The sequence below is a fragment of the Gordonia sp. NPDC003504 genome (assembly GCF_053587995.1).
In genome coordinates, this window is the sequence record NZ_JBSFPC010000004.1 from 1 (window position 1) to 13,303 (window position 13,303).

The window sequence follows — 13,303 nt, forward strand, 5'->3', positions numbered from 1 at the left end:
CCCGCTCCTTCAGCTCAACGCTGTACTTCCGTGGTGCTGCCATACTCTCCATCCTTCACAGATTCGAGAGCCTCCGACAAACCCGGGGCGATTCAGGTGGCATCGCCTGTCATGAGCGTGCGAATCCACTGCAGCCGTTGATCATCGCTCAGGGTGGGCCGCGTTCTGGCGTAACGGTGTTCGACCTCGACGTCGGTGTTGGTCCGCATCGCTCGGCACCACACGAAGAACGTGCGGATGCAATACCGTGTGGTCGGGCCCGAATGCAGATACTGGTCGACGTCGTGCTGGGTGGCGGTCTCGGCGGTGCGGGCGTGGGTGCCGCCGAGCCAGTTGAGGAACTTGACGACCTCGGTGATTTCCTGCTTCGCGGTGCGGACGGCCCCTTCGCTGGATTGACCAGGAGCCGAGCGGGCACGGATGCGGCGCAAGTGATGCCACGTGGCGAAACGGTAAACGATCGACCACGTTTCCGGGGTATCTGCCGCGGGCTCTTTGGCGGTCAGCCACCTCTCGAACAGGGCCAGGTAGTGATCTCGACGCGCCAACAGATCGTGCTGTTCGAGGATCGACCGTATGTGTTCGGTTGTCTTGGACCCTCCGAGTCCGTCGAGCCCCTCGTGCGTGCAGGGGATCGCCCCGGTCATCAGGCCGGCCAGGAGCTCGCGGACCTGCGCGCTGCGCATCCAGGTCAACATGCTTTCCGGGCGCTGTGCCTGCGTCAGGGCCGCGATCACACCCGTCCGTATCGCATTGTCTGCGGCGGGCGCGAGCTGCTCGAGGTCTTCTCGCATTGCGCACCGGGCGCAGTGTCCCCGCCGGTAGATCTCGCCCTCATGGGCACAGGTGCGGCAGCGGTATCGCGCCGGATCGATACCCCCGCATTCCAGACAGACCGGCCGGCTATCGTCGCCCGACGCACGCGCGGGCAGTACCCCCTGGTGACCACACAGCGGACAGTGCCCGAACGTGCGCATCGCCTCATAAAAACAGCTGTTGCACACCCATTCGCCAGGCCAATGCACCCGCGGTTTTCCCATGACCCGGCCACACCGGTCACAGCGGCAGTCGCCGGTGGTCCGCTTGGGCCGCCCTCGTGCGCGCCGACCGCCCGCGCCCGGGTGATCAGTCATCACGGATCACCCGGGCCCGCTTGGGCCGCGCGCTGCGGCTGAGATCGACGACGTTAGCGGTCGTCGCTGTCTTCTTGCGGCGGGCGTCGGCGGCGGTCACGGTGACCAGATCAGCTGGGGTACAGGCAAATACATCACAAATAGCGGCCATCACCTGCAGTGACACCCGTTCGGGTTGGCCCGAGACCAACCGGTAGATCTGCGAGGCTGACAGATCGATACCTCGCTCACGCAGCAGCGGAACCAGATCCGTACTGTTGTGCATGCCCGCAGCTGCCATCAACTCGGCCAGCCGCCAGCGGTAGTCCACGGATCGTGCGGCCATCAGCTAGTCGTCCTCCTCGGTGTCATCACCGGTATTCATCGCATCCCGCATCGTTGAGTCCAAAGCCCGACGCAGGGTGCGTTGCCGGTAATCGGTCGACGTGCAGTCGTAGATACCTGTGGTCGAGGCATACTCGTGGCCCAGCTGGTCCTGAACGAACTTCTGATCCACGCCGGCCTCAATCAAATGCGTGGTGTACGACCGCCGAAACGAATGCATATCCAAGCCACCCGTACTCAGACGACGACACGTAATCGCAGAACAGACGCAACGACGTCTGATAGCTACGCACCGAAGTCTGGCGGATATGACGCACGCTGCGCAGATCTCCGAAGAACTCGTCGACCACCGCCGGCGACCACTGCCACGGATACTCGTTGGCATAATCGGCAAACCGAGACACCAGCTTCACGCGCTTCTCTATCGTCCCGAACGACAAATTCCGTGACAACTGCTGATTGCGCCACCCGTCCAGCATCTCCGCGAACACCGCATCCTCGCCACCCAGATACCGCACACCAGGGACCAGCACCAAGCGCCCAGACTCGTCAACGGTCACAGACAAACCTCCCGAAACGGCTGCATCAGATGCTCATATCATGCATCCAATGCAGACAGGACGTCAATCCCTAAGCCGCTCAGACACACTCACCAGGACAGCGGCACCGAATATCACCCAGCAGCGACCGCAGACCGACCAGATGCCGACACGCCCACACGCCCATAACCGCAGGTCACCAGGCCAACGCCGATAACAAGAGCGTCAGCCGGGGGTAGGAGGGCCTGTCTGCATCTGCTGCAACATTAACGCTTTTACTTGACATAATGTATCTTATCGGCTTGGAAGAGGGACGTGTTCAAGCAGGGTGTGGCCGGAACCCGACTCCGAGTTCCCGCCCAGCGTCATCCGGACGCGCGGTCCCGCATCCGCCACCAGAAACCGTGTGGTGTTCGGTTCATGCCGGTTTCCTCGGACCGACGACCCGAACCTCGACGAGAAGCTGGGGATCGACGCACTCGACTCCTATGCGACCCGCCTTGCCGGCCTGCCTCATGAGCAGTGGCCGGATGCACTGCTCCTGCTCGGTGATCAGGTGTACGCCGACGAGCTGACTCCCCGCGCCCGTCGCAATCTGGCCGGGCGGCGATCCAGCACCGACCTCCCCGACGACGAGGTGGTCGGCTTCGACGAGTACGCCAGTCTCTACCGGCACACGTGGGGCGATCCGGAGATCCGGTGGATTCTCTCGACCGTGCCGACGGCGATGATCTTCGACGACCACGACATCCGAGACGACTGGAACACGTCGGCCGCGTGGCAGGAACAGATCAACCGGCAACCGTGGTGGCGCGAACGGATTCGGGCGGGTCTGGTGTCGTACTGAGTGTTTCAACATATCGGAAACCTCGATCCGGCTGTCCTCGCCATCGACCCCGACTATCAGGACGTCATCGACATCGACGGGGACTGCTGGTCGCGGTTGGTCGACCTCGCCGACCGCGCCGACACCGAATCCGATGGGCGCAAAGGCCTTCGGTTCAGCTTCCGTTGGGACCTGGGGCGTGCCCGACTGATCGTCGTCGATTCCCGTAACGGCCGGATTCTCGCCGAGGGTGACCGAAAGATGTTGAGCGACGGAGAATTCGAGTGGTTCGAAGCCCAGCTGACCGACTCGCCGGAAGCGGTCGATCACCTGATGATCGCAACGTCTCTGCCGTGGCTGCTGCCTCCGGTTCTCGGTGACGTCGAGATGGTGAACGAGATCGCCGCGCACCGGTCCGGGTGGCGTGGTCGGTTGGCCGAGCGGATCCGCCAGGGTGCCGACCTCGAACACTGGCCCGCCTTCAGCCAGTCCTTCGAGCGACTCACCAGGCTCATCCGCAGCAGCGCGTCGCGGCCCGTCGCACCGTCGACCATCACCGTCCTGTCCGGCGATGTCCACCACAGCTACGCCGCGCGCGTCGACTTCGGCGAACCGGTGCATTCGGCCGTGTACCAACTCGTCTGCTCCCCGGTACACAACGTGGTACCGCCGTACGTCAAACCGATGTTCATCGTGGGCTGGTCAACCCTCCTGGCGCGTGGGACCCGTCGGTGGGCCCGGCACGCCGGCGCTCCCCCGCTGCCGATGTCCTGGACCAAGGTCAACGGCCCGATCTTCGGAAACACCATCGCGACCGCCGGCTTCCTCGGACGTTCGGCACGGGCGGTGTTCGAGCAACCCGGAGACGACGGCACACTTCGCACGATCTCCGATGTCGCGCTCACCACCGATGCCTCGGATGCTCGGTGACCGTCTCTCACGTGCTCAACCACCCCCCTGCGTCACGAAATACGCTGTGGCGTACTCTGTTCGCCCGTGCCTCTCCCCACTGCCGACGCTCCTATGAATGACATCACCCTGCGTGAATGCGTGTGGTGCTCGTCGACCGACGACCTCGCCTACTTCCGCAACGAACCGCGATGCGCACGTTGCCGGACCTCCGAACAGACCATCGCCGAGGCTCGCGAGTTCGTCGACTTCTATGGTCTGCGGCCGTTGGGTGGGTCGTTGGAGTCCGACGACGAGGAGGAGCGCGCGCACCGTGTCGCGGCTCGCGAGGCGCGGGCGGAGCTGACCCGTACCCGCACCGAGCCGTCACGGCGTGGAAAGTCCCGATCCGGGCAGCGTGGCGTGGTCGCCACTGGCTCGGCCGGGCGAACTCAGCCTGCGGGAAGGACGAGCGCTAGCCCGGCGCGGACCGCCGCGTCGGCGACGGTTCGATCCTCGAACGTTTCCGGGCCGGACCGCGCAGAACTCGAGCATCGGGCCGAGAAGCTGCTGGCGCAACTCGCCGAGATCGAGGAACGCCTCACCGTCGCGCAGAACGATCCAGGTCTCAGCGGCAAGGCCAAGGTGTCGGACCTGAGTGCGAAACGTGAGTCGGTCCTGCGGACCCTCGCGGCGTTGGCGAAGGCCACGCGCTCTCTGGAACCTGCCTGACGTCACTCGTCCGCGGGGGTGAGTCAGATCTTGCTCGCCCCGTGATCGACGGGGAGCTGAATCCCGGTGATCGTCCGTGACTCGTCACCGGCCAGGAAGAGTACGGCGTTGGCGATGTCCTCGGGCTCCGAGATCGGCGGATCGAACCAGTACTGCCCCATGGCCGCAGCGTAGGAAGGATTGTCCGTGAACACCGTCGTACCTTCAGGGCCTTGGGAGCCCATCGGGGTGTTGACGCCCCACGGGTGTATCGAGTTGACGCGGATCCGGTAGGGCGCCAACTCGATCGCGGCCGACTTGACCAGCCCGACGACGCCGTGTTTGGCTGCGCTGTAATGACTTTGGCCGGGCAGTGACTTGATGCCGGCCACGGAACTGGTCGCGATGATCGATCCGCCGTTACCGAGGTCGATCATGGTCGGCGCGGCGGCGCGCAGCGTGTTGAACACGCCGGTGAGGTTGATGTCGATCATGTCGCGCCACCGGTCTACCGACATCTCCCAGAATCGTCCCCAGCTGACGACCCCGGCGTTCGCCACCACGATGTCGAGGCGTCCCAGTTGATCGACACCACGCGTCACCAGCTCGACCATGCCGTCGAGATCGCGGACGTCGACCTCGGCGTGCACTGCGCTACGTCCGGTCTTCTCCACGAGCGCAACGGTTTCGGCCAGATCCTCCGGGGTGGCGGCCGGATAGTCGGTGTCGGTGGGGGGTGCACAGACGTCACAGAGAATGACGTCCGCGCCCTCCTCGGCCAGCGCGACGGCCTCGGCCCGCCCCTGGCCGCGCGCTGCTCCGGTGATGAAGGCGACCTTGCCCGCCACTCGTCCTGCGCTTGTCATTGTTTACACCTTTCGTCTGGCGGACCGACGACTGCCGGTCGCCGGGTTGATAATTGGCCCGGCAGCGGACAGTAGGTTCCGCACCGTGTCGTCGATCGCCACCTGTGGATCTCGGGCCCAGCTCTCGACGGCCAGTCGGTTGGCGGTCACGACGCAGGCGGCGGCGAATTGTGCGCGCAGGTCGGCCGGGTCGAGGTCGATGCGTCCGGCGAGCACGGGGAGTAGTGCGTCACAACAACGGTCGTGCACGCTGAGCCACGCGGATGCGAGCGCCGGTGACGTCGGGAGTGTCCGCAGGAAGGTGCGGTGGCGCCGGCCGGATGGTTCGTCGAGCGCCGTCTGCAGTGCGCCGACCAGCCCGTCGATGAGGTTCTCCTCGTCCGGGCGCGCCGCGAAGGCGTCGACGTAGGATCGCCAGCCGGCGTCAAGTGCCGGGGCGATCACATCTTCCTTGGTGGGGAAATAGCGATGGAATGTGCGTACCGAAACGTGTGCGGCCGCGGCGATCTCGGGGATGGTGGTCGCCGTGTAGCCGCGCCGGGCAAACAGGTCCAACGCGGCGTCGGAGATGTCGACCGACGTCTGCTGCTGACGTTGTTCACGCAAGGTGGGGACGGTGCCCATGTCCCACACCCTAGCAACTGGTGGCAGAAACTGCCATCAAGGCAGAAGATGCCCCGAATTGTCAGTCGGTGTCGGTGTCGGTGGCGGGGCCATCGTCGGTCGCGCCGCCCTCGCCGGTCCAGTCTCCGGATGTCTCGCCGGAAGCGGGATCTGATTGCACGTCGGAATCCGCGCCTTCCGGCCCGGTGCCTGTGTCCTCGGTGTGTGGGTCGGTCTCTTTGGGGGTCATCCACCATTCATACCGAACGTGGTCGCCATGAACTGCCGAACTCGTCATCTCCGTCGATCTCACCGATGTCTCCGGTACGGCGAAGCACTGAATGTCCGGAGTTCGAGTCCAACGTCTCTACCCTTCCTGTTCGGGTGGGCGCGACAATCGGAGCATGGATGAGGTCAAGAGATTCCGCATGACGCCGATACGCAGGGTCGGCGAGAAGGTAATGCCCGTGCCGGTGCGGTGGGGATTGGTACCGCACACCTACATGATGACCACCCGCGGACGGAAGACCGGGAAACAGCACAGTCACCCGGTCAGCCTCGTCGAACGAGACGGCTCGCGATGGCTCGTCGCGCCCTACGGCCCCGTCGGATGGGTGCACAATGCGCGCGCGGCCGGAACGGTACGCATCACCCGGCGCGGCGAGAACCAGGAGTGGGCGGTGCGCGAGGTCACCGCACCCGAGGAGGCCGCCCCGATCCTGAAGGAGTATCTCCGGATCACCGGTCCGCCGCGCGATTACTTCGTCGCGAAACCCGATGCGCCGCTGGAGAAATTCGCCGCCGAAGCGGATCGACACCCGGTCTTCGAATTGGTGCCGATAGGCGCGTGAGGGTACGTCAGTCACGCTGTGCCGCGTAGCGCAGCAGGACGGTGCCACCCGGGAAGGTGCGATTCTCCAACAGTCGCAACGACATCCACGATGGCAGCATCGGAAAGAACGGCAGACCGCCGCCGATTGCCGTGGGCGCGATCACGAGTCGATACTCGTCCACCAGTCCGGCCCGGATCACCGGTGCGGCCAGGGTCGCGCCGGCGATCTCCAACTGGCCGTCGGTCTCGGCCTTCAGTCTGGTGACCACCTCGACTGGGTCGCCGCGTTCCAGGCGCGAGTTCCAGTCGACGGACTCCAGGGTGTGGGAGAAGACCACCTTGGGCATGGCGCGCCAGATGCGGGCGAAGTCGACGATGATGGTTGACGCCTCGGGGTCGTCGTCGGCGGTCGGCCAGTAGTCGTCCATGAGGTCGTAGATTCGCCGTCCGTAGAACGCCAGGCTGGTCTCGCGTTCGAAATCGTTCCAATACTGATGCAGTTCCTCGTTCGGATCGGACCAGTCGATGTTTCCGTGCGCATCGGCGATGTAGCCGTCGACCGACACGGTGAATCCGTAGATGAGTGTGCCCATGAAAGTCAGACTGCACCGGAGCGCGATACTCATCGCGGCGCCACGCTGGTCACACCACGATTGTGGAGCTCAGGGGGTGCACACCTCGTCGAACCCGACGCCGAGACTGTCGACGAGGACATCGAGATCCGGGACGGCGGCGTCGTCGACGTCGATGCCCAGGCAGCACTCCCCCACATACGACAGCAACGTCACGTTGAACGCTGCCCCGATCGTCGGGCCGAAGGCGTACTGCTTGATGATCTTGGCGCCCGCCATGTACAGCGGGACGGGCGAACCGGGTACGTCGGAGGCGAGGAAGTCGACATGTTCGAGCATCGCGCCGACCGCGGCGGACGGCAGCACGTTGAGGGCACCGGCGATGGGCTGGGCCAGCGGGACCGCCGGTTCCAGCCGCCAGTTGGCGACGATCTCGTGGATGCGACCGATCAGCTTGGCGGGTTCGGGAATGTCGGAGGGAATCACAAAGCGCAACAACGTGATCTGGTTGCCGCCGATCGTCTCGTCGTCGTCGGGCCGCAGGTTGACCGGCATGGTGATCCGCAGACGATCGACATCCGAGTCGTGCCGGCGGTGATACTCACGCATGCCGAGCACGATGCCGGCGAGGAAGGCGTCGTTGAGGGTTCCCCCGCCCTTCTCGGCGGCCGCCGCCAATCCGTCGACCGGAACGTTCAGGGTCGCGAGGTGGCGCCGTGTGCTGCGCTCGGTCATCACCGGCGACTGCGTGCGCAGCACCGGTTCGACGACGCGGGCGATCGAGGCGAGGGTCACCCCGACATCGCGGACCGCCCGGATCGGTTGGAAGAGCATTCGGGTGCCCAGACGTGCCGCCCCGACCACGGACGCGCGCACCACCACTGTGGCCGAGGATGCGTACCAGCCGACGGTGTCGAGTATCGACGGGTCGGCGGCACGGGCGACGCTGTCGGGCGCCGGTTCCCGTGGGGTTCCGGACCGTTCGAAGTCCATGATCTCCGCCGCGATGCGGACCGCGCCGACGCCGTCGGTCATCGAGTGGTGAAACTTCATCACCACGGCCGCGGCCCCGTCGCGTTCGAGACCGTCGAGCAGCGTGTACTCCCACATCGGGCGTGCCGGATCAAATGCGGTCATGGCCTTGGTCCGGGCCACCTCGAGAACCCCGCGCAGATCCTTGGGATGCGGGGCGGCGAGACGACGGAGGTGCCAGCTGAGGTCGAAATCCGGATCTTCGATCCACCGGGGCGGTGCGAGACCCACGTCGGGTACCAGCTTGCGGCGCATCGCCGGTAGTACCTGGGCTGCCCGTTCGGCCGTCGCGACCAGTCGGTCCCAGTCCGGTGAGACATCGAGCAGGAGAACCACGACGACCGTGGAACGCAGGACCGGGTTGTGCTCCATCCGCCAGGAGAACATGTCCGATTGAGTCATCCGGGTGCTGTTACTGCTCACAGCGTCCAGTATCCCCGGTCGACATCACATAGCGGCAGAGTCTTTTGACATGTGCTGGCATGGTCCCGGCACCACGTTCACGGCTTCGTCGCGGATGCTGACGCGTGCGCGTCCGGTTCGCACCGCCGCCCCGCACCACCCGGCCGGGCGTAGCTCACCGCGGCGCGTTACCGCGACCCGCTGACGTTGACCGCCGCGGTGTCCACCCACGAGGCGACCGCTCGGTTCGCTCTACCGGCCGACCGATGAACACGCTCGGCAAGCCGACCGTGGCCGGGTGATCGGGCAGGGTAATCGGGCAGGTGCCCGGCAAGTCGCACGGCAGCCGTTGAGTCGGTTGATCAGCCGGAACTGCTCCCCGCGCGGGTAGATCATGCCTTGTCGCGATCGAGCCGCATTCGAATGTCGTCCCGCATCGTCTTCTTGTCGATCTTGGTGGTGGGCATCTCGTCGACGACGACCCGACGTTCGGGGATCTTGAACCGTGCCACCCCGGCGGCCTGCATCGACCGGCTGACATCGTCGAGTGACACCGAATGTCCCTCGGCCTCCGTCAGATACAGCCACCGTCAGATACCGGCAGAGCCGTTCACCGAGAACCAGATCCGGCGTGGCGATGGCAGCGGCCGTCTCGACGCCGGCAAGTCGGTAGGCGACGTTCTCCATCTCCTCGGCGGAGGCCTTCTCACCACCCCGGTTGACCATGTCCTTGTCGCGACCGGCCGGCGTCGATTCCGAATGCCACCTCGGTGGTCTTCCCGGGGCAGAGTCACTTCGCGAATCTGACCGACCCGAAAGGGGTTGCCGGGGCGATTCGGGAGTTCACCACCGGATAGGCCGTACTCACAGCTCTCGGCCTCGGATGCGGGCTGCCCCCGGTGTACGCGTCGCTACCGGGCACGCTCGCAGACGAGCGTCGCCATCCGGACGCCTTCGCTGTAGACCGCAGCGGGCAGGTGATGGATTCGAACCACCTCGTCATGGCAGAGCCACCTAAGAGTGTCGGTGGTGACGCCGTACTCGTCGTCGAACAGCAGATGTGCCTCGTAGACCGCTCCGTCCGCGACGATCCTGGTCACCACACGACCGTCGTGGACGCGAAAACCGTGGGCGAGAGCGGCGTCCGACACCGCATGCTTGTCGCGGAATTCTCGTCCCTGAAAGTCGAGGTTCACATATGCCCGGTCGTCGGGGCGGTAACGAAACGTCATCCGGTGAATCTGCTCGACGGGTTGTTCGATACCGGTGTCCTCGGCGAAGCGTCGCAACTGGTCGAGTTCCGCACCCAGTGTTGCCGGATGGGGGAACACGACGTTCTCGCACCGTACGGACACCATGGTGTCCAGTGGTGTGAGCACCTCGATCACTGCGGTCTCGTCGCTATGTGGGTCGGGTACGACGCGGTGGAGAAATCCGGCGGATGGCGGGTCGTCGGCATCGACTGGTGTCGTGACGTCGCGTATCGGTACGACGGCCAGGTTGCGTAACCAGCGTCGCCAGGTCGGGTCCGGCCATAATTCACCGAGAAGTAGTGTGCGCACCGGCATTCCGGTACTCACCCATCGCTGTACCTCGGCGTGGGAGTGCGAGTCGTGTCGCACCAGCAGGTCCCCCAGTTCACGCAGCTGTGTGTACTCGGGTGTGCCGTACACGGCCTCCGGTACCGAGGGAAGTGCGGTGCCGTCCAACCGCCGTGCCACGACCTCACCGTCCTTCAGGGACAGTTCTGTCTCGCCGACGGTCACCCACAGAGAATCCCCGGTGCTCGAGCTGACCTCATCGTTCGAGGACATCCGACCTCCGTTCGGCGATCGCCCGGGCCTGGTGCACGAGCTCTGTCAGGTCCGCGACGATGGGGACGGGGGCACCCGGCAGCACCCGCTCGATCGTGGGACCCAGATGATCGTCACCGGCGGCCAGTAGCTGCTGGGCGTCCTCGTCGGTGAATCCGCGCATCCGATCTGAGGTCACGGAGTCTCGCACGGTCAGCTGATGCCACCACATGGGCCGCAGGTGGCAGAGCCACTCGTGGGCGGGTTGTGCTGCCCGATAGGATAATTCGCCGTCAACCAGTTTGCGGGTGTCCCAGATCAGGTCGCCACCGTCCGCGTCGTAGATGCGCGAACCCGTGAGAACCCACCGGTGGCTCCCGCTCTCGGGAACGCGCATCACCGACGTCGGAGTGATGTGACGCGGTAGGTCGACGGTGATCGACGTGCCGTCACCTTCCACAACCCGCCAGCGTTGTTCGGTCGAGTCGCAGAACACCGCCAGATAATGCCTCTCATTGTGTGTATTGACCGGCGAATGACGGGTCGTGGGAGTCACCGGCCGGGCGGTGCAGTACTCGGGGCGTAACCGTTCGCCGGGCAGTGCCGACGGAAAGAGTCCGATCACGTCCGGGGGCGTCAGGTGTTCGCTTCCGCTGAATGGACGGAACTGATGTCGGTTCACGTCGGACGACTCCGGTACCACCCACGCGTTTCCCTCCTCGTCGACGAGGACGGGAAATGGCTCACGCAGCACCACCAGAGCCGGCATATCCGGCGCGACAACCGATGTCGTCGACCAAACCCGTCGTCCGTTCGGCATCACCCAGGACGCGCCCGTACTCGCGGCGTGACGATTGCCATCAAAAGATTGGCTGTCGTAGGTCACGTGGGCCCGCCGCCCCGACGGACTCCATGTGGCGACATCGCCATCGGTCTGCACCACCTCGCCATCGACACGAGTGAGGAAGCGTGAGTTCCAGGGCAGGCCAGCACATTCGGCGACAACGTCATCGCCGTCGACGAAGACGAAACGACTGCCGCTGCGGACGCCGACGGCCGGCCAGGCATCTGCCCACGCCGGAATCGCTTCCCGGTCATCGAATCGACTGGATGCGAATGTCCCCGGCCTGGTTGGGGCGGGCGTCGGCTCGACCAGATCTTCGAACATCGTCCACCCGTACTCCGAGGGGAGACCGCATCGAATTGCTTGGCTCAGCAGGGAAACGGGAGCAAGGGCGGCCACCGCCGAGGCGAGCGCCCGGCTCATGAGCGGTGCGGGAATCTGGGCAACCTTGCCGAGGGTCTCGACGATCTGACGAACGGAACCGGTTGTGGTCAAACGGTTCGCGAGTTCGTTGGTGTAGCGACGACAGAGTTCGGCGACACCCGCGGCGGTCAACAGCTCCGGCTCGCGGGTCACCGCCCGCATGAGCGCTCTGCCCGTGCCGTCGATGTTTGCGGTGAAACTATGGGTCGCCGCGTAGAAACGCAGGTCGCGTCCGAAATGTGTGGCCGGTTCGGTGAGCCCGGTGACGCGGCCTTCGAGCTCCAGCCCGGCCGCCAGAAGAGCGTCATAGAGTCCCGCCGATATGGCGCAGGTCGATGGGGTGCCCACCACTGTCCGGTGCACCTCGATTCGTCCAGAATCCCGGGCTGCGATGACCTTCTCGACGAGACGCACCAGGCCACCTCCCGTGTCATCGTCGAAGCCGCGGTCGAGAAGTCGGTATGTCTGGGCCGCCAGCCATTCACCCGCGTCGACGCGTCCATCGAGGAGAGCGGCGTCGGCACCGACCGCGATGAGGTAATCGGCCCAGTCGCTCGGACCGATTCGTCGGGGGCGCACCCGGAGTAACGCTTCGGCCCAGAGCTCGTTGCCGTCCACGCCGGCGGTCACCCGGTCCGCGACCCGTGTCCAGAACGGTGACGAGGCGTCGCAGGTTCCCGGGAGGTCGAGAATGCCGAACAGAAACCGATCAAGATGGTCGTCCGGATCGATACCGCATTGTTCGGCCACTTCAGCGATGTCGGCGAGCATCCCCACATGCGGGGCGTAGCCACTACCGACCATTGCCGTCAGTACCGCGCAGAAGGTATCTACGCAGAAGGAATCCGTATCGGCCGGCGCGGGCATGGCGGTCAGGCTGCGTCGTAAGGGTAAGAGGTCCGCGCTGTCCAGCTGGCCGCGCAAGGCAAACTCCTGGTACGCGGCGACAAGCCGCGGGAGATCTGGTTCCACTCCGGCCGAACGCTCACCGACGCGAGCATCGGTGAAATATGACATCTGGCCGCCATCGCCGTGTCCGGCCCACGCAGGGTCCTGTACTCGGGCCCGCTCTTCGGTTGCCAACGCGACCACGGCGGGGGGTGCACCCCGTTCCCACTTGCGCCATTCGAAGGGACTGGCCGAATGCAGCAGGTTGGCACCCGCGAGGATGTCGTCGCGGTCATCGGGGTGGTGGGCCAATGCCCACTCCGGGTATCCGGCAATGCCGCGTGCCTGGTAGCCCACCACCCGGTCACCTGCGACCTCCACCCCGTTGACGAGGTGCTCGTCGTCGGCGGTGCCGATCCGTCGTATCACCCGATCGCCGAGGAGCGCAGACCGAAGCTCCACCACTCGTGCCGGTGAGGCGCCGTGCACTGGCTCGTTCGACACGCCACCGAACTGGATGATCTGCCGTGCTCCCCAAGTCACCGGACCGATGCTAGCCGACCGCGTCGACTGCAATAACGCCGTAGATCCGAGTCACCAGGTGACTCGGATCTACGGCATAGCGTC

12 protein-coding genes and 2 pseudogenes are annotated in these 13,303 nt (G+C 65.2%); 3 read left to right on the forward strand and 11 right to left on the reverse strand.

From position 1 onward, the window contains the following. Nucleotides 1–92 precede the first annotated feature (92 nt). The 3 genes and pseudogenes from ACWDPV_RS09490 to ACWDPV_RS09500 form a co-directional block, all read right to left on the reverse strand. Nucleotides 93–794: a hypothetical protein gene (locus ACWDPV_RS09490; RefSeq protein ID WP_449742743.1), complete on the reverse strand. Its 702-nt coding sequence runs from the start codon at nucleotides 792–794 to the stop codon at nucleotides 93–95. A 331-nt stretch (nucleotides 795–1,125) separates the two neighbouring features. After that, a complete protein-coding gene (locus tag ACWDPV_RS09495; protein ID WP_449742744.1) occupies nucleotides 1,126–1,458 on the reverse strand; it encodes a helix-turn-helix domain-containing protein in 333 nt (110 codons plus the stop codon). 3 nt (nucleotides 1,459–1,461) lie between these two features. Then, nucleotides 1,462–1,936, reverse strand: a pseudogene (locus tag ACWDPV_RS09500) (tyrosine-type recombinase/integrase). Between the two features lie 385 nt (nucleotides 1,937–2,321). Between ACWDPV_RS09500 and ACWDPV_RS09505 the strand changes: the two are divergent. After that, nucleotides 2,322–3,752: pseudogene (locus tag ACWDPV_RS09505) on the forward strand (alkaline phosphatase D family protein); the annotation flags it as partial. A 93-nt stretch (nucleotides 3,753–3,845) separates the two neighbouring features. Continuing rightward, complete coding sequence (locus ACWDPV_RS09510; protein WP_449742745.1) at nucleotides 3,846–4,442, forward strand: hypothetical protein; 597 nt, start codon at nucleotides 3,846–3,848, stop codon at nucleotides 4,440–4,442. Between the two features lie 23 nt (nucleotides 4,443–4,465). On the opposite strand, the gene ACWDPV_RS09515 is transcribed toward ACWDPV_RS09510, so the two are convergent. The 3 genes from ACWDPV_RS09515 to ACWDPV_RS09525 form a co-directional block, all read right to left on the reverse strand. Beyond that, nucleotides 4,466–5,287 (reverse strand): mycofactocin-coupled SDR family oxidoreductase, encoded by an 822-nt coding sequence (locus ACWDPV_RS09515; protein WP_449742746.1) that lies wholly within the window; start codon nucleotides 5,285–5,287, stop codon nucleotides 4,466–4,468. Nucleotides 5,288–5,290: 3 nt separating this feature from the next. Beyond that, entirely contained in the window at nucleotides 5,291–5,911 is a 621-nt protein-coding gene (locus ACWDPV_RS09520; protein ID WP_449742747.1) for a TetR family transcriptional regulator, read from the reverse strand. 61 nt (nucleotides 5,912–5,972) lie between these two features. Then, nucleotides 5,973–6,140 (reverse strand): hypothetical protein, encoded by a 168-nt coding sequence (locus ACWDPV_RS09525; RefSeq protein ID WP_449742748.1) that lies wholly within the window; start codon nucleotides 6,138–6,140, stop codon nucleotides 5,973–5,975. A 154-nt stretch (nucleotides 6,141–6,294) separates the two neighbouring features. On the opposite strand from ACWDPV_RS09525, the gene ACWDPV_RS09530 reads away from it, so the two are divergent. After that, the gene (locus ACWDPV_RS09530; protein ID WP_449742749.1) at nucleotides 6,295–6,741 is read left to right on the forward strand and encodes a nitroreductase family deazaflavin-dependent oxidoreductase; all 447 of its coding nucleotides are present in this window, start codon (nucleotides 6,295–6,297) and stop codon (nucleotides 6,739–6,741) included. A 7-nt stretch (nucleotides 6,742–6,748) separates the two neighbouring features. Here the strand turns inward: ACWDPV_RS09530 and ACWDPV_RS09535 are convergent, their stop codons facing one another. The 5 genes from ACWDPV_RS09535 to ACWDPV_RS09555 all read right to left on the reverse strand — a co-directional run bounded on the left by ACWDPV_RS09535 (nucleotide 6,749) and on the right by ACWDPV_RS09555 (nucleotide 13,219). Next, nucleotides 6,749–7,315, reverse strand: a complete 567-nt coding sequence (locus ACWDPV_RS09535; RefSeq protein WP_449742750.1) for a dihydrofolate reductase family protein — start codon at nucleotides 7,313–7,315, stop codon at nucleotides 6,749–6,751. A 69-nt stretch (nucleotides 7,316–7,384) separates the two neighbouring features. Beyond that, nucleotides 7,385–8,749, reverse strand: a complete 1,365-nt coding sequence (locus ACWDPV_RS09540) for a wax ester/triacylglycerol synthase domain-containing protein (RefSeq protein WP_449742751.1) — start codon at nucleotides 8,747–8,749, stop codon at nucleotides 7,385–7,387. Between the two features lie 371 nt (nucleotides 8,750–9,120). Next, nucleotides 9,121–9,282, reverse strand: a complete 162-nt coding sequence (locus ACWDPV_RS09545) for a hypothetical protein (protein WP_449742752.1) — start codon at nucleotides 9,280–9,282, stop codon at nucleotides 9,121–9,123. A 357-nt stretch (nucleotides 9,283–9,639) separates the two neighbouring features. Further along, a complete protein-coding gene (locus tag ACWDPV_RS09550) occupies nucleotides 9,640–10,542 on the reverse strand; it encodes a DUF4132 domain-containing protein (protein ID WP_449742753.1) in 903 nt (300 codons plus the stop codon). Continuing rightward, nucleotides 10,526–13,219, reverse strand: coding sequence for a hypothetical protein (locus tag ACWDPV_RS09555; protein WP_449742754.1), 2,694 nt, complete (start codon nucleotides 13,217–13,219; stop codon nucleotides 10,526–10,528). The genes ACWDPV_RS09550 and ACWDPV_RS09555 overlap by 17 nt, the downstream gene beginning before the upstream one ends. Nucleotides 13,220–13,303: the final 84 nt, after the last annotated feature.

Coding starts and splice junctions, on each gene's coding strand:
- ACWDPV_RS09490 (WP_449742743.1), bottom strand. CDS start 794: ATGCGAGAAGACCTCGAGCAGCTCGCGCCCGCCGCAGACAATGCGATA.
- ACWDPV_RS09495 (WP_449742744.1), bottom strand. CDS start 1,458: ATGGCCGCACGATCCGTGGACTACCGCTGGCGGCTGGCCGAGTTGATG.
- ACWDPV_RS09510 (WP_449742745.1), top strand. CDS start 3,846: ATGAATGACATCACCCTGCGTGAATGCGTGTGGTGCTCGTCGACCGAC.
- ACWDPV_RS09515 (WP_449742746.1), bottom strand. CDS start 5,287: ATGACAAGCGCAGGACGAGTGGCGGGCAAGGTCGCCTTCATCACCGGA.
- ACWDPV_RS09520 (WP_449742747.1), bottom strand. CDS start 5,911: ATGGGCACCGTCCCCACCTTGCGTGAACAACGTCAGCAGCAGACGTCG.
- ACWDPV_RS09525 (WP_449742748.1), bottom strand. CDS start 6,140: ATGACCCCCAAAGAGACCGACCCACACACCGAGGACACAGGCACCGGG.
- ACWDPV_RS09530 (WP_449742749.1), top strand. CDS start 6,295: ATGGATGAGGTCAAGAGATTCCGCATGACGCCGATACGCAGGGTCGGC.
- ACWDPV_RS09535 (WP_449742750.1), bottom strand. CDS start 7,315: ATGGGCACACTCATCTACGGATTCACCGTGTCGGTCGACGGCTACATC.
- ACWDPV_RS09550 (WP_449742753.1), bottom strand. CDS start 10,542: ATGTCCTCGAACGATGAGGTCAGCTCGAGCACCGGGGATTCTCTGTGG.